This is a genomic window from Streptomyces sp. NPDC050509 (assembly GCF_044457965.1).
GTDB lineage: Bacteria > Actinomycetota > Actinomycetes > Streptomycetales > Streptomycetaceae > Streptomyces.
The window spans coordinates 906872-922004 of record NZ_JBITHL010000001.1; the positions used below are offsets into that span (position 1 = coordinate 906872).

12 protein-coding genes are annotated in these 15133 nt (G+C 73.1%); 6 read left to right on the forward strand and 6 right to left on the reverse strand.

The features are described 5' to 3' along the window. Positions 1–52 precede the first annotated feature (52 nt). Positions 53–1222 (reverse strand): xylose isomerase, encoded by a 1170-nt coding sequence (xylA, locus tag ACIBJC_RS03515; protein WP_399287127.1) that lies wholly within the window; start codon positions 1220–1222, stop codon positions 53–55. 223 nt (positions 1223–1445) lie between these two features. Between xylA and xylB the strand changes: the two genes are divergently transcribed. Together xylB and ACIBJC_RS03525 are read left to right on the forward strand one after the other, a co-directional pair. Further along, the gene (gene xylB, locus ACIBJC_RS03520; protein WP_399287130.1) at positions 1446–2921 is read left to right on the forward strand and encodes a xylulokinase; all 1476 of its coding nucleotides are present in this window, start codon (positions 1446–1448) and stop codon (positions 2919–2921) included. A 198-nt stretch (positions 2922–3119) separates the two neighbouring features. Further along, positions 3120–4304, forward strand: coding sequence for a hypothetical protein (locus tag ACIBJC_RS03525; protein ID WP_399287133.1), 1185 nt, complete (start codon positions 3120–3122; stop codon positions 4302–4304). 14 nt (positions 4305–4318) lie between these two features. Here ACIBJC_RS03525 and ACIBJC_RS03530 read toward each other — a convergent pair whose 3' ends face one another. From ACIBJC_RS03530 to ACIBJC_RS03545, 4 genes are all read right to left on the reverse strand, one after another. Then, the gene (locus ACIBJC_RS03530) at positions 4319–5233 is read right to left on the reverse strand and encodes a LysR substrate-binding domain-containing protein (RefSeq protein ID WP_399287136.1); all 915 of its coding nucleotides are present in this window, start codon (positions 5231–5233) and stop codon (positions 4319–4321) included. 73 nt (positions 5234–5306) lie between these two features. Further along, positions 5307–6506 carry a glycine C-acetyltransferase gene (locus ACIBJC_RS03535; protein ID WP_399287139.1) on the reverse strand — a complete coding sequence of 400 codons (1200 nt, stop codon included), beginning with the start codon at positions 6504–6506 and terminating at the stop codon, positions 5307–5309. An 83-nt stretch (positions 6507–6589) separates the two neighbouring features. Next, on the reverse strand, positions 6590–7624 hold the full coding sequence (tdh, locus tag ACIBJC_RS03540; RefSeq protein ID WP_399287141.1) for an L-threonine 3-dehydrogenase: 1035 nt from the start codon (positions 7622–7624) through the stop codon (positions 6590–6592). A gap of 189 nt (positions 7625–7813) precedes the next feature. Then, positions 7814–8896 carry a DMT family transporter gene (locus ACIBJC_RS03545; protein WP_399287144.1) on the reverse strand — a complete coding sequence of 361 codons (1083 nt, stop codon included), beginning with the start codon at positions 8894–8896 and terminating at the stop codon, positions 7814–7816. Positions 8897–9359: 463 nt separating this feature from the next. Here ACIBJC_RS03545 and ACIBJC_RS03550 point away from each other — a divergent pair, with 463 nt between their 5' ends. From ACIBJC_RS03550 to ACIBJC_RS03565, 4 genes are all read left to right on the forward strand, one after another. Beyond that, the gene (locus ACIBJC_RS03550; RefSeq protein WP_399287147.1) at positions 9360–9956 is read left to right on the forward strand and encodes a TetR/AcrR family transcriptional regulator; all 597 of its coding nucleotides are present in this window, start codon (positions 9360–9362) and stop codon (positions 9954–9956) included. A gap of 215 nt (positions 9957–10171) precedes the next feature. Then, positions 10172–10612, forward strand: a complete 441-nt coding sequence (locus ACIBJC_RS03555) for a hypothetical protein (protein WP_399287150.1) — start codon at positions 10172–10174, stop codon at positions 10610–10612. Next, entirely contained in the window at positions 10609–11820 is a 1212-nt protein-coding gene (locus ACIBJC_RS03560; RefSeq protein WP_399287153.1) for an epoxide hydrolase family protein, read from the forward strand. Before ACIBJC_RS03555 ends, ACIBJC_RS03560 begins: the two co-directional genes overlap by 4 nt. A 439-nt stretch (positions 11821–12259) precedes the next feature. After that, positions 12260–13342 carry a hypothetical protein gene (locus tag ACIBJC_RS03565; protein ID WP_399287156.1) on the forward strand — a complete coding sequence of 361 codons (1083 nt, stop codon included), beginning with the start codon at positions 12260–12262 and terminating at the stop codon, positions 13340–13342. A 30-nt stretch (positions 13343–13372) separates the two neighbouring features. Here ACIBJC_RS03565 and ACIBJC_RS03570 read toward each other — a convergent pair whose 3' ends face one another. After that, positions 13373–15007, reverse strand: coding sequence for a cytochrome P450 (locus ACIBJC_RS03570; RefSeq protein ID WP_399287159.1), 1635 nt, complete (start codon positions 15005–15007; stop codon positions 13373–13375). Positions 15008–15133 lie beyond the last annotated feature (126 nt).

Genomic DNA, 15133 nt, shown 5'->3' on the forward strand with positions numbered 1-15133 from the left:
GGCGTGCGCGCGTGCCGCGTGGGCGCGTGGCCGTGTCCCGGAGGCCGTCGGGTCAGCGGGCCCCGAGCAGGTGGTCCATCGCGAGCTGGTCCAGGTGCTCGAACGCCATCCCGCGCGCCCCGGCCGCCTCGACGTCGAACTCCTCGTACGCGGCGCGGTCCGCCAGCAGTCCGGCCACCCCGTCGGCGGCGGAGGGCTGTGCCAGCTCCCCGACGCGCGAGGCGCTCAGCGCCTCCTGGACCAGCGGGTCGGCGCGGAAGGCGGCGGCCCGCTCCTTCAGGATCAGGTAGTTGCGCATGCAGCCCGCGGCGGAGGCCCACACCCCGTCGAAGTCCTCGGTGCGCGGCGGCTTGAAGTCGAAGTGCCTGCTGCCGTCCCAGCCCGCGTTCTCCAGCAGGTCCACGAGCCAGAAGGCGGCCCGCAGATCACCGGCGCCGAAGCGCAGGTCCTGGTCGTACTTGATGCCGTTCTGGCCGTTGAGGTCGATGTGGTAGAGCTTGTCCGCCCACAGGGCCTGGGCGATGGAGTGCGGGAAGTTCAGCCCCGCCATCTGCTCGTGGCCGACCTCCGGGTTCACCCCGAACAGCTCGGGGCGCTCCAGTTGTTCGATGAAGGCCAGGGCGTGGCCGACGGTGGGCAGCAGGATGTCGCCACGCGGCTCGTTCGGCTTGGGCTCGATGGCGAAGCGCAGGTCGTACCCCTGCTCGGTGACGTAGTCGCCGAACAGGTCGAAGGCCTCCTTCATCCGGTCGAGCGCGGATCGTACGTCCTTGGCGCCGCCCGACTCCGCGCCCTCACGGCCGCCCCAGGCCACGAAGGTCTTGGCGCCCAGCTCGGCGGCGAGGTCGATGTTGCGCAGGGTCTTGCGCAGCGCGTAGCGGCGGACGTCGCGGTCGTTGGCGGTGAAGGCGCCGTCCTTGAAGACGGGGTGGGTGAAGAGGTTGGTGGTGACCATGGAGGTGACGATGCCGGTCGCGTCCAGGGCCTGCCGGAAGCGCTTGATGTGCGACTCGCGCTCGGTGTCGGAGGAGCCGAAGGGGATCAGGTCGTCGTCGTGGAACGTCACGCCGTACGCGCCGAGATCGGCGAGGCGCCGCACGGACTCGACGGGGTCGAGGGCGGGGCGGGTCGCGTCCCCGAACGGGTCCCTGCCCTGCCAGCCCACCGTCCAGAGGCCGAAGCTGAACTTGTCCTCAGGGGTGGGGGTGAAGCGTTCCGTCATGCTCTGGCCGCCTTCGATACCTCGGGTCCGGGGGTGCCGTAACCTTTTTGTTTTCTGACATGACTAATAATGCATGCCGGTCGCCGCACGGAAAACCCCCGCGCCGCATCCCGGCCGACTCCCCGCCGGGGGGCGATGATCGGCGGTACGGTTCCCGTGCGCCGCGCCATCGCGTAATTTGTTCTTCCGACGTCCAAAACCGCTGCTCGGAAGAGGTACGCCCATGTCGCAGAGCCCGGTCGTGATCGGCGTGGACAGCTCCACCCAGTCCACGAAGGCGGCCTTCACCGACGCCGCCACCGGTCGGCTGCTCGCCGTGGGCCGTGCCCCGCACCGGGTGTCCGGCGAGGGCGGGGCCCGGGAGAGCGACCCGGAGAACTGGTGGGACGCCCTGCGCGAGGCGGTCGCCGCCGGACTGAAGGAGTCCGGTACGGACCCCTCGGCCGTGACCGGGATCGCGGTCGCGGGACAGCAGCACGGACTGGTGGTGCTGGACCGCGGCGGCAAGCCGCTGCGCCCGGCGCTGCTGTGGAACGACACCCGCTCGGCCCCGCAGGCCGCCGCGCTCACCGACGCGCTCGGCGGCCCCGGCGCCTGGACGGCGCGTACGGGCTCGGTGCCGGTGGCATCGATGACGGCCTCGAAGTGGCAGTGGCTGCGGGAGAACGACGCGGCCGTCGCGCGGGCCACGGCGGCCGTCAGGCTCCCCCACGACTTTCTCACCGAACGGCTGTCGGGGGTCGCGGCGACGGACCCGGGCGACGCCTCGGGCACCTGCTGGTACTCGACGGCGACCGGCGGGTACGACGAGGAGTTGCTGACGCTCCTGGGCCTCGACCCCGCGCTGCTGCCCGCCGTCGCGGCGACGGGGGCCACCCGGGTCGGCTCGCTGACGGCCGGGGCGGCGGCCGAACTCGGCCTGCCCGCCGGTGTCGCGGTCGCCGCGGGGACCGGCGACAACATGAGCGCGGCGATCGGTCTGGGGTTCGGCGGCGCCGGGCTGCTCGACCACCCGGTGCTCTCCCTGGGCACCTCGGGCACGGTCTTCGCCGCCACCCGTACCCGCCCCGCGTCCACCGCGCTCGCGGGGTTCGCCGCCGCCGACGGTACGTACCTTCCGCTGGCCTGCACCCTCAACTGCACGCTGGCCGTGGACAAGGTGGCCGCGCTGCTCCGGCTCGACCGGGAGGACGCGGTGCCGGGCGGTGAGGCCGTCGTGCTGCCGTATCTCGACGGGGAGCGCACCCCCGATCTGCCCGCCGCGTCCGGGCTGCTGACCGGGGTGCGCCACGACACCACGCCGCAGCAGCTCCTGGGCGCCGCGTACGAGGGCGCGGCCGTCACCGTACTGCGGGCGCTGGACGAGGTGTTGCGCGCGTGCGGGCTCGATCCGGCGGATCCGGCGGTGGCCACCCGCCCGATGCGGCTGGTGGGCGGCGGCGCCCAGGGCCGGATGTGGGTGGAGACCGTACGACGCCTCTCGGGCCGGCCGCTGATCGTGCCGGCGGGCGGCGAACTGGTCGCCCTCGGCGCGGCGGCGCTCGCGGCGGGCGCGGCGACGGGCGAGGACCCGGTGGCGGTCGCGACATCGTGGGACGCCGGCGGCGGGGCCGAACTGGAGGCGGTGGAGCGGGACATGGAGACCTGGGAGCGGGTGGGCACGGTGCTGGACAAGGCGGCGCCGAGCCTACTGGCCTGACCCCGGACGGGCCCGCGTCCCGCCGCACGGCGGCCGGACGGCTGCTGTACGGGGGCCGGACGTCCGCTGCACGGCGGCCGGACGCGCGCCGGTTCCGCGCCGACGAGCGCCCCCGCGCGCCACTTGAGGGGGCGTCGGCCGCCCCTCTACGCTGCGGTCCTGAGCGGGCGCGGCCCGCGTCGGGGAGGGGAACCGGCCATGTCCGACGCACCGTCCGGGGAAGAGCCGTACGAGAAGGCGGTGTTCGGCTCGGAGCCCTCCGGCTCCGACGGGGAGCCGTCCGAGGAAGCGCTCCTCGAAGCCGTCCTCGCCTGCGGTGGCGGCACCAGCCGTACCCGCCATCCGCACCGCGAACTGGCCGAGCGGGTACGGAAGATCGAACGCCATCAGCTACTCCGCGCCAGAACCGTGCGCTGTGTCGAGACCCGCACCGAGGACAAGGCCGAGCACCACGGGCCGGTCGATCTGTCCGGCCGTCCCCGCTACCAGGACGACGTGGGGAGTCATGTCCTCGCTCCCCCGAAGGACGCCCACGAGACGCTGAAGCTGGAGCTGGTGCGCGAGGGCTCCGACCGGGAGATCATCTGTAGCTGCGACAACGGCCGCATCTCCTGCCCCGGTTGTCAGGGCCGGGGCAAGCGCCCGTGCCCCGACCCGCAGACGGCTCCCTGCCCGGACTGCCTGGGGGTCGACTCGTGCACCCACTGCCCGGACCCGCGGCGCCGCGAGGAGAGCGGGAAGCAGACGGCGGACGGTACGGCGCGGGCCCGCGAGACCGACGCGCCGCCCAGAACCACCTGTGCCCGCCGCCACCGCAAGGAGACGGCATGCGCGACCTGCAGGGGCCGGGGCGTCGTCACCTGCGCCACCTGCGGCGGCAAGGACGTCGTACGGTGCGAGGAGTGCGACGGCTCCCGCCGTATCGAGCACGCCCAGTGCGGCGGCAAGGGCAGCGTCGTCCGCTGGGTCGAGGGGATCATCCGGCGCAGGACGTCCGTCCGTACGCTGGAACTGCCCGAGCGGAGCTGGCCCCGCCCGGTCCGCACGCGGCTGGAGCGCACCACGACCCGCTGGACCGAGCTGACCGGTGCGGGGAGCGACCCGTTCGCGGTGCCGGACGGCGTCGACCGGGCCCACCGCCGCTCCCTCGAAGGCCATCTCGCCCGTGAGCCCAGGGAGATCGCGCGGGAGGTGAGCGTCCGGAGTCTGCGGCTGACCCGGCTGAAACTGGTGAACCAGCCGAACTGGGTCTTCTACGTGCTCCCCGGTGAGCGCGGGCTCGTCGTCACCCGCGTACCGTCCCGGCGGTTGCTGCTGCACGCGTCGGGGATCGCGGCGGGCGCGCTGACCCTGCTGATCCTCCTGCTGACGCTGCTCGGCTGAGATCCGCGGGCCCCTCAGCCCGTCGTCACCCCGGCCGCCGCCAGCGACAGGGCCGCCAGGACCGGCCGGATCAGCGGATGGTCCTCCGCGCCCCTGCGTACGGCGGCGAAGACGCGGCGGGTCGCGGCCGGGCCCACCACGGGGCGTACGACCGTGCCCTTCAGCTCCATGCCGCGCAGCGCCGAGCGGGGCACCAGGGCGACCCCGGCGCCCGCGCCCGCGAGGGCGACGACCGCGCGGAAGTCGTCCGAGGAGTGCGCCAGGCGGGGCTGGAAGCCGGCCAGTTCGCAGGCGAGCTGTATGACGTCGTGACAGGGGTTGCCCGGGTAGGGGCCGATCCAGTCGCTGTCGGCGAGACCGTCGAGCGTGACCTCCGCGGCGAGGCCCAGCGGATGGGCCGCGGGCAGCACCGCGTCGAAGGGCTCCGCGTACAGCGCCACCCGGGAGAGCCGCAGGTCGTCCTCGCGCGGGGCGCCCCGGTACTCGACCGCGACGGCCACGTCCGCCTCCCCGTCGAGCACCAGCGGCAGGCTCTCGTCGCCCTCGGCGTCCCGTACCCGTACCCGGATGTCGGGGTGTTCCCCGGCGAGCTGCCGCAGGGCGGGGGCCAGTACCTCCGCGATGCCGGTGGCGAACGCGGCGACCGTGACCTCGCCGGCCGTGCCGCCCGCGTACGCGGCCAGCTCCGCCTCCGCGCGTTCGAGCTGGGCGAGGACCTGGTGCGTGTGGGCGAGCAGGATGTCCCCGGCGGCGGTCAGCCTGACCCCCCGGCCACTGCGGGTCAGCAGGGCGTGGCCCGTCTCCTGCTCCAGCGCGGCGAGCTGCTGGGAGACGGCCGAGGGGGTCAGGTAGAGCGCGGCGGCCGCGGCGGTCACCGTACGGTGTTCCGCGACGGCCCGCAGGACGCGCAGCCGGCGGGGGTCGATCACCCGCGCCATCCTGCCAGGTCGCCCGCGTGTCACCGGACCGCCCCGCCCGCGCCTGTTCCCGGCCCCGCCCCGGTCAGCTCTCGTTCTTCATGACGTCCCGCGCGTCGATGAACGCCCCGACCGCCCGCTCCACGTCCGCGGTGGAGTGCGCGGCGGAGAGCTGCACCCGGATCCTGGCCCGGTCCATCGGCACCACGGGGTAGGAGAAGCCGATCACGTACACGCCGCGCTCCAGCAGCAGTTCCGCCATCCGGCCCGCCGCCGCGGCGTCACCGATCATGACCGGGGCGATGGCGTGGTCGCCGGGCAGGATCTCGAACCCGGCCTCGGTCATCCGCGTACGGAAGAGCCGGGTGTTGGCGTTCAGCCGCTCCCGCAGTCCGTCCGCGCCCTCCAGCAGGTCGAGCACCTTGAGGGAGGCGGCGGCGATGACCGGTGCGAGGGAGTTCGAGAAGAGGTAGGGGCGGGAGCGCTGGCGCAGCAGTGCGACGATCTCGGCGCGCGCGGCGACATAGCCGCCCGACGCGCCGCCGAGCGCCTTGCCGAGCGTGCCGGTGAGGATGTCGACGCGGTCCAGCACGCCGTGCAGTTCGGGCGTGCCGCGGCCACCGGGGCCGACGAAGCCCACGGCGTGCGAGTCGTCGACCATGACCAGCGCGTCGTAGCGGTCGGCGAGGTCGCAGATCTCGTCGAGCGGGGCGACGTACCCGTCCATGGAGAACACGCCGTCCGTGACGATCAGCCGGCGCCGGGCGTCCTGCGCCTCCTTGAGCCGGGTCTCAAGATCGGCGAGGTCGCGGTTGGCGTAGCGCAGGCGGCGGGCCTTGGAGAGCCGGATGCCGTCGATGATGCTGGCGTGGTTGAGGGCGTCGGAGATGACGGCGTCCTCCGGGCCGAGCAGGGTCTCGAAGACACCGCCGTTGGCGTCGAAGCAGGAGGAGTAGAGGATCGTGTCCTCCTGGCCGAGGAACGCGGACAGGCGCCGCTCCAGCTCCTTGTGGATCTCCTGGGTGCCGCAGATGAACCGTACGGAGGCCATGCCGTAGCCCCAGCGGTCGAGCGCGTCCTTGGCGGCGGCGACGACCTCGGGGTGGTCGGCGAGGCCGAGGTAGTTGTTGGCGCAGAAGTTGAGTACGTCGCCGGGAGGGCCGCCCGCGGCGACGGCGACGGAGGCGCTCTGCGGGGTGGAGATCACGCGCTCGGGCTTGAAGAGACCGGCGGCGCGGATCTCGTCGAGGGTGGCGGACAGTTCGTCCCGGACGGACCCGTACATGGGGGCTCCCTGTGCGTTCTGTGGGCTTCAGCGGGGCGGGCGCGGCGTCGGCCGCCCCGGAGGTGATGGGGAGGGGGCCGGGCTCAGCCGGTCCAGTCGAGGATGATCTTGCCGCTGCGGGCGGTGGCCGCCTCGTCGAACGCGGCCTCGAACTCCTCGAACCCGTAGCTGCCGGTGATGACGGGGGTGAGGTCGAGCCCGCCTTCGAGGAGCACGGTCATCGCGTACCAGGTCTCGAACATCTCGCGGCCGTAGATGCCCTTGATCGTGATCATCGAGGTGACGATCTTCGACCAGTCGATCGCGAACTCCTCCGCGGGCAGGCCGAGCATGGCGATCCGGCCGCCGTGCGTCATGTTGTCGACCATGTCGCGCAGCGCCTCGGGCCGGCCCGACATCTCCAGACCGATGTCGAAGCCCTCCTTGAGGCCGAGCCGGCGCTGGGCCTCCGCGATGCCGCTGCCGGGGGCGGAGACGTCGAGGGCGAGGGTGGCGCCCACCTTGCGGGCCAGTTCCAGGCGGTACGGGCTGACGTCGGTGATCGCGACATGGCGCGCCCCGGCGTGCCGGGCGACGGCGGCGGCCATGATCCCGATGGGGCCCGCGCCGGTGATCAGCACGTCCTCGCCGACGAGCGGGAAGGAGAGCGCGGTGTGCACGGCGTTGCCGAAGGGGTCGAAGATCGCGGCGATGTCGAGGTTCACGTCGGAGCGGTGGACCCAGACGTTCGAGGCCGGCAGGGCGACGTACTCCGCGAACGCGCCGTCCCGGCCGACGCCGAGGCCGACCGTACTGCGGCAGAGATGGCGCCGGCCCGCGAGACAGTTGCGGCAGGTGCCGCAGACGAGGTGGCCCTCGCCGCTGACGAGATCGCCGACGGCGATCTCCCGTACGGCGGCGCCGACGGCGACGACCTCACCGACGAACTCGTGGCCGAGGATCCGGGGTGCTGTGACGGCCTGCCGGGCCCAGCCGTCCCAGGAGCGGATGTGCAGATCGGTGCCGCAGATGCCGGTACGGGCCACCTTGATCAGCACGTCGCCGTCGCCGGTCTCCGGCTCGGGGACGTCCATGAGCCACAGCCCCGGCTCGGCCTTCTGTTTCACAAGTGCCTTCATGGGGCGCGGCTCCCGGGGTGATGGTGCTGAACGGTGATCACTGTGCTGTGATCACCGTGCGGTGATCGCAGTGAAGTGATCGCAGTGAAGTGATCGCTGTGCGGTGATCGACTCCAATGTGCCGACCCCGACCGTTCCGGTCCATCGAGGATTTCTTAAGCGGCCCCACAGCGCAGCTTCACACCGGCTTCACGCGGCGGCCCGGGAGCGCCGCAGCAGCCGCCGTTGGCGTGGTACGCGCCCCAGGGGGCCGGTGACCTCGGCCTCTTCCGGGTCGGCCGGTACGGAGCAGATCGCGCGCCGGGACACGGCCGACCGGGTGGCGCCGGACCTCCGCCGGCGGCGGCGTTCGACGCGGAGGGTGGCGGCGCGGTACGTGGGGGCGGAGACGGCCGGGACGGGCTCCGGCGTCAACGACGCGCCCGCCGTCCGTGCCGTCACCGCGGCCGTCCGCGTCAGCAGCACCACGCCCCGCGCCGCGACCACGGCGCCCACGAGCGCGGCGGCGACGCCCAGTTCACCGCCCTGGAGCCGTTCGCCCAGCAGCGCCAGGCCTATGACGGACGCGGCGACCGGGTTGGCCAGGGTCAGCACAGCGAGCGGGGCTCCCAGGCCGCCCCGGTAGGCCGTCTGCGAGAGCAGCAGACCGCCCGAGGCGAAGGCCGCGACGACCAGGGCCACGGCCCCGACCTGCCAGAGGGGCAGCGTGCCGGTGGCCCCGTCGCGCTCCGTGGCGGCGACCGTGACCGTCTGCGTGAGGGCGGAGGCGACGCCGGAGATGATCCCGGAGGCCGCCGCGTGACGCAGTCCCGGCCGGGCTCCGGGCCTGGTCAGCAGGGCGACCAGGGCCATGGCGACGCCCGCGACGCCGAGTGCCTGCGGCAGGGTGAGCGTCCGCTCGGGAGAGGCCCCGGCGGCCGTCAGCAGGATGATCGCGAGACCGGCCAGGGTGAGCGCCGTGCCGTGCCACTCGCCCCGGCTGACCTGGCGCCCGGCGCGGCGGGCGCCCAGCGGTACGGCGGCGACGAGCGTGAGCGCGCCCAGCGGCTGGACGACCGTGAGCGGGCCGTACGTCAGCGCCACGACATGGAGCAGCGCGCCGGTCGCGTTCAGCCCGACGGCCGACCACCAGGCTCCCCGGCGCAGCAGGGTGAGGAGCGGGGTGCCCTGCCGCGTACGGGCGGCGAGGCGTTCCTGTGCGACGGCCGCGCAGGCGTAGGCGACGGCGGAGACGAGGGAGAGCGCCACCGCGACGGCCATCCCGGCGCTCATCGGACCGCTCCCGCGGCGGTGCCCCGGACCGCGACCGGAGCCCCGGGCACAGGCTCCGGCTGCGAATCCTGTGGCCGCGCCGGCACGGCCGACCGTACGACCAGGGATCCGTGCGGCGCGTCCTCATGGCGCGGCGCTCTGAGGAACGCCGGTGTGACGGCGAGGCGCCTGCCCGGTTCGCAGACCGGGAACACTCCGGTGACGAGCATCGGCTCTCGTACGAGGGGCGGTCGGGCGGAAGAGCGCTGCTTCCGTTCGGCGGGCCCTGTGCGGGTGTGGTGGTGCACCACCCGACCCCCTTGCATGGACGACACGGCGTCCTGCGACGACGTGGTGGTACGGCGGCGGGGTCTGCACCCGGCCCTATCGATACGCCAGTGTACCGATACGGATTCGTATCGGTACACTGGCGTATCGGTACACTGACGTATCGATGTGTGAGTGCGAGAGCCAAGGAGAGACGATGACGTCGCAGCGCCGCTCCAAGATCACCCCGGAACGGGAACGGGAGTTGTACGAGGCGGCTCTCGACCTGCTCAGGGAGAGCGGCTACGACGCGCTGACCATGGAGGGCGTCGCCGCCCGCTCCCGCTGCGGCAAGTCCACGCTCTACCGGCAGTGGCGTACGAAGCCGCAGCTCGTCGCCGCCGCGCTGCGCGGCACCCGCTGCGCCATGCTCGCGGATGTCGACACCGGCGGGCTGGAAGGGGACTTGAGGGCGGCGGTCCGTGTGGCGGCGCTCGGCGCGGGACGCGACACGGCGCTGCTGCACGCACTCAGTCATGCCGCGCTCCAGAACCCGGAACTGCTGCTGGCGCTGCGGGAAACGCTCATCGAACCGGAGATCACGGCCATCGAGGCCATGCTGGAGCGCGCCGTGACCCGGGGCGAGCTGGCCGCGGACAATCCCGCCATCGAGTTCGTGGCCGCCCAGCTCATCGGCGTGATGCGCGCGCGGCCGACGACGGAGGGACGGTACGCGGATGAGGCGTATCTCACGCGGTTCCTGGAGGCCGCGGTCTTTCCCGCGCTCGGTCTGCGGACCGGCGCGCACCCCTGACCGGCGGACCGTCGTTCCGAGCGGATGACGACGGTCCGTCCGCGCCGCACCGTGGGGACGGGAGCGGCGCACCACATGACGGTGGGCTCCTTCTCCGGAAGGGGCCCACCGTCATGTCCGGGGCCGGGCGGGTTCACGTACGGGGCCGGACGGGTCGCCCCGCGCGTTCGTCAAGAAACCTTGACGTCAAGCCGCCCTGACGGAAGGCTCGGCCCATGCCCACCCCCGATGAGCTGGAAACCCGCTTCACCCTGCGCACCGCCGTCGCGCGCTACGACGAGCTGCGCACCCGCGAGTCGCTTTCCGCCCCCGACGAGGACGGCGCCGACGGCCCGGACGGCGCGTTCTCCGACGTCGCCGCGCTGAGCCGTGACGAGACGCTGGAGCTGCTGGCGCTGGGCGAGCTGATCGCCCGCAAGGCGGCGTACGGGCGTCAGCTCTCCGTACGGTCGGCGCGCCGCGCCGGGGCGTCCTGGTCCCGGATCGGAGCGGCCCTGGGCACCAGCAAGCAGGCCGCCTGGGAGGCCCACAACCGCTGGATCGACGAGCAGGACGGCCGACAGCCGCGGAGCGGCTCGATCGGCTGGGACGCCACGGAAGTGGCGGCCGCGCGGGCTCTGGCCGGCGGCCCGGACGACGACAGGGACCGCGCATGACCGCCTCCCCCATCTCTCCCGCCTCCCTCGTCCCTCCCGCCTCCGCCGCGCTCGCCCCCTTCACCCTCGCCGTACCGCAGCGGGAGCTGGACGAGCTCTCCGCCCGGCTGGCGGCGACCCGCTGGCCCGTCGCGGCCACCGGTGCCGGATGGTCGCAGGGCGTCCCGCTCCCCTATCTCCAGGAGCTGGCCGGGTACTGGGCCGACGGCTACGACTGGCGCGCCCAGGAGGCCGAGCTCAACGGCTTTCCGCAGTTCACCACCACGATCGACGGCGCCACCGTGCACTTCCTGCACATCCGTTCGCCCCGGCCCGGCGCGCTGCCCCTGCTGCTCACCCATGGCTGGCCCGGATCCGTGGTCGAGTTCCTCGATGTGATCGGCCCGCTGACGGATCCTCCGGCGGGGGCCGGCGGCGACGCGTTCGATCTCGTGATCCCCTCCCTCCCCGGCTACGGGCTCTCGGGGCCGACCCCCGGCCCCGGCTGGGACGTGTGCCGCGTCGCGCGGGCGTGGGCCGAGCTGATGCGGCGGCTCGGGTACGACCGCTACGGCGCGCAGGGCGGCGACTGGGGCCACGCGATCACCCTCGAACTGGGCCGCGCGGACGCCTCCCATGTCGTCGGCGTCCATGTCAACACCCTGCTGACACCGCCGCCCGACGATCCGGCCGTGGCCGCCGCACTGGGCGACGAGGACCGGGAGCGGCTGCGCCGTACGGCCGACGCGTACGCCGAGATGTCGGGGTACGCACTGCTCCAGAGCACCCGGCCGCAGACGCTCGGGTACGCGCTCACCGACTCGCCGGTAGGCCAACTCGCCTGGATCGTCGAGAAGTTCGGGGAGTGGACGGACTCGGCGGGGGTACCGGAGGACGCGGTGCCGCGTGACCGGCTGCTGACCAACGTGATGCTCTACTGGCTGACCCGTACGGCGAGTTCGTCGGCGCGGCTGTACTGGGAGCACGCCCACTCCCCGCACACCCGTACCCCTTCCGGTCCGGTGCGCGAGCCGTATCCCACACCGACCGGTGTCGCGGTCTTCGGCGGGGACCTCGCGCGTCCGGTGCGGCGGCTCGCCGAGCGGGACCACCCCGTCGTCCACTGGACGGAGTTCGACCGGGGCGGCCACTTCGCCGCCCTGGAGCAACCCGGCCTCTTCGTCGGTGATGTCCGGGCCTTCTTCCGCCGCTTCCGCGAGGGGCGCTGAGCACGGCCGGAGGATGAGGGCCGTGCTGAGATGGATCGAGTGCGTTCGTCTCCTCAGGGGACCGATCATTGACGTAGTGTCAGCGATCCGGAGAATGGTCGAATCTGCACGGCCCGGACACGGGCCGTGACGAAAACGCCGCCGGGAGCCCCGTCGCGGGCGCCGGCCGGGGCGTGGTGAGGAGGCGGATGACGGCGCTCGGCGGCGCGAGGAAGTCCGCACCAGGGGGGCGCGAAGCGACCTCCCGTGAGGATTACCGGAACGCGCACCAGCTTGATCAGGACAGCTCACAATCAGTCAATTCCAGCCAGGCGGCGGGCACATGCACCGGTGTTGACGATCCGACATGGCCAGATACGCTCCACTACGCCTTGTCCCCATGACATCGCGCCTCGTCAGCGCACCGCACTACGCCCGTCCCCGCATCTGGAGGCCGATTGTGACCTGCGTCTCGGAACAGCGCCTGGCTCAGCAGCTTCCGGCCGTGCCGTTCTACTGTCCGGTTCCGCCCGCCCGGCACCGCTCGGGCGAGGCCCTCAACGAACGCACCGTACGGTGGATGCGCCGGCAACGGCTCGACCAGGACGAGCGGCAGCTCAAACGTCTCGCCGTCTGCGACTTCGGCGGACTGGCCGCGTCGACGATGCCGTACGGACGGCTCGAACCCCTCACGCTGATGGCCAAGTTGCACGCCGTCCTCTTCTCCCTGGACGACGGGGTGTGCGACGAGTCGGCGGCGACGGCGGATCTGATGGTGCAGGAGACCTCACGCATCATGCGCGCCCTGGAGGCACCGGACGCGCGTTCGGCCGCCGACTCCCCGCACACCGCCGCGCTGCGCGGGATCCGGCGGGAGCTGGAGCGGTACGCCTCGGCCCGCCAGCTCCGGCGGTTGACCGAGGCGATGCGCGTCTACACCTCGGGGCTGGTGTGGGAGGCGTCCTGGCGGAGCGACGCCCGGCTGCCGTCGATCGACGACTACGTCACGCTGTGGATGCGGGCCATCGGCATGGCGCCGTCCACCGCCATGATCGAGATCGTCGGCGGCTTCTCCGTGTCCGACGAGGACCTCCAGGACCCGCGCGTACAGGCCCTCACGGAGATCACCTGGACGCTGGTGAGCTGGGACAACGATCTCTACTCCCGCAACAAGGAACTGGAGCGGGCGGGCGACGACCTCAACCTGATCGATGTGGTGTGCCAGGAACAGGGGTGTGATCCGCAGCGCGCCCTCGTCCGGGTCGTGGCGATGCGGGACCGGGTGATGGTGCTCTTCGACCGGCTGGCCGCGCAGGTCGAGGCGGAGGCGGACGACGGTCTGCGCCGTTATGTGCGGGGGCTCGGCCAGTTCGTCCGCGGTCATCTCGACTGGGCGTCGCACTGCCCCCGTTACACCGTGTCCTCGGGTCCGCGTACCCCGCCCGGCGGGTGGTGGAAGCAGCAGCCGGCCGACAACAGCCTGGAGCCGCTGCCCATCCCGACGATCGCCTGGTGGTGGGACCAGCTCGCCCCGGCGCGCTGACCCACCTCCCTCCCCCTTCATTTCCTTCCGTCAGTACCCGCGCCACCAGCGGGCCACGGCCCGCCACGCCCGCCGGGGCGCGCTGCTGCCCGTACGCTGCTCCGGAACCCCTGCCACCGGCACCGGCCCGCCGTCGTCCGCGGGCGGTGGCTCGGGGGCCGGCGACGCCGCCGCCTCGGGGACGTACGGCCTGCTCGGTACCGTGCCGGGCGAGGGCGAGTCGACCTGCCACCGCGGACGCGGTACGGGGGACGTCGCGTTCGGCGGTCCGGTGACGTCCTGCGGCGGCCGGGGCGCGAACGTCACCGGCAACTCACGCAACTGGCGGGACATCAGCGCGGCCGACCAGCGCAGTTCGTGCTCCTCCACCGCGAGTTGCAGGTCCGGCAGGCGCAGCAGCAGCGCGTCGATCCCGGTGTCCGCGATGGCGCGTCCGATGTCCTGTCCCGGGCACTCGTGCGGGCCGCCGCTGAACGCGAGATGCGCGCGGTTGCCCCGCATGGACGCGTGGACGTCGGGCCGTACCACCGGGTCCACATTGGCCGCCGCGATCCCGACGACCAGCGCGTCGCCCGCCTTGATCTGCTGCCCGCCGAGTTCGGTGTCACCGACCGCCCAGCGGCCGAAGATCGTGGTGAACGGCGGCTCGTCCCACAGGGTCTGCTCGACCGCCTCCGGCAGTGTCATGTGGCCGCCGCTCAACTGGGCGCGGAACCGGGGGTCGGTGAGCACCATCCGCAGCACATTGGCGATCAGGTTGGCGGTGGTCTCGTACGCAGCGATGAGCACCAGCCGCAGATGCTGGCTCACCTCGTCGTCCGTCAGCCCGGCCGGATGCCGGGTGAGCCAGGTCGCGAAGTCCTCCTCCGGTGCGATACGGCGCCGCTTGACCAGCCGGGTCAGGGCGGCCATCACATACGCGTTGCTCTCGTTGGCGGTGGCGGTGCCCTTGATCATGTCGCGGGCGGCCTGCACCAGTCGCTCGTTGTACTCCTCCGGCATCCCGATGATCTGCGCCATCACCATCATGGGCAGGTGCTCGGCGAAGCTGCTGACGAGATCGGCGTGCCCGGCCTGGCAGAACTCGTTGACCAGCCGGTTGCTGTAGCGGTTGATGTAGCGGCGTACGCCCCGGTGGTCGATGCGGGCGATCGAGTCGGTGACCGCGCCCCGCAGCCGCTCGTGGTCCGCGCCGTCGGCGAAGACGCAGATGGGCTGCCAGGTGAAGATCGGCGCCAGGGGGTGGTCGGGCGGCGCGCTGCCGTCGTGCAGCGCACGCCAGCGCCGGGAGTCGCGGGAGAACTGCGACGGCGTGCGCGTCATGTGCAGGTTCTCGCTGTGGCCGAGGACGAGCCAGGCGGGGACGTCGCCGTGCAGGAGCACGGGCGCCACGGATCCGTGTTCGGCGCGCAGTTTCTCGTACAGGCCCATCGGGTCGCTCTCGGCCTCGGGCCCGTACAGCCGGCGCGGCCCGGCCCGGAGCGGGATTTCCGGGGTCGCGCCGTCCGGGGCGGGGCCGTCCTCGCCGGGGCCCGTGCCGTTCACGCGGCCGATGGGCAGGCCGGTGCCGGGCAGGGCGCCGGTGCTCATGCCGTGGGCCGGACAGCCGGGGGGCGGCGCGGCATGGCCGTCCGGCCCGGGTCGATGGGGAAACGGGGTGGTCACGGTCGCTCCAGGGGTCGGGCCGGAAAGGGGGCGTACGAGCCGGAAAAGGGGCGTACGCGAAGGGGGCGTACGCCAGGACGGGTCGGTGCGCGAGGGGCGCCGGGCGGCTCGGGCGGGCAGGGGCAG

Bases quoted from the DNA above. Each gene is read 5' to 3' on its own strand.
- xylA (WP_399287127.1), bottom strand. From the start codon at position 1,222: ATGACGGAACGCTTCACCCCCACCCCTGAGGACAAGTTCAGCTTCGGC.
- xylB (WP_399287130.1), top strand. From the start codon at position 1,446: ATGTCGCAGAGCCCGGTCGTGATCGGCGTGGACAGCTCCACCCAGTCC.
- ACIBJC_RS03525 (WP_399287133.1), top strand. From the start codon at position 3,120: ATGTCCGACGCACCGTCCGGGGAAGAGCCGTACGAGAAGGCGGTGTTC.
- ACIBJC_RS03535 (WP_399287139.1), bottom strand. From the start codon at position 6,506: ATGTACGGGTCCGTCCGGGACGAACTGTCCGCCACCCTCGACGAGATC.
- tdh (WP_399287141.1), bottom strand. From the start codon at position 7,624: ATGAAGGCACTTGTGAAACAGAAGGCCGAGCCGGGGCTGTGGCTCATG.
- ACIBJC_RS03545 (WP_399287144.1), bottom strand. From the start codon at position 8,896: ATGAGCGCCGGGATGGCCGTCGCGGTGGCGCTCTCCCTCGTCTCCGCC.
- ACIBJC_RS03550 (WP_399287147.1), top strand. From the start codon at position 9,360: ATGACGTCGCAGCGCCGCTCCAAGATCACCCCGGAACGGGAACGGGAG.
- ACIBJC_RS03555 (WP_399287150.1), top strand. From the start codon at position 10,172: ATGCCCACCCCCGATGAGCTGGAAACCCGCTTCACCCTGCGCACCGCC.
- ACIBJC_RS03560 (WP_399287153.1), top strand. From the start codon at position 10,609: ATGACCGCCTCCCCCATCTCTCCCGCCTCCCTCGTCCCTCCCGCCTCC.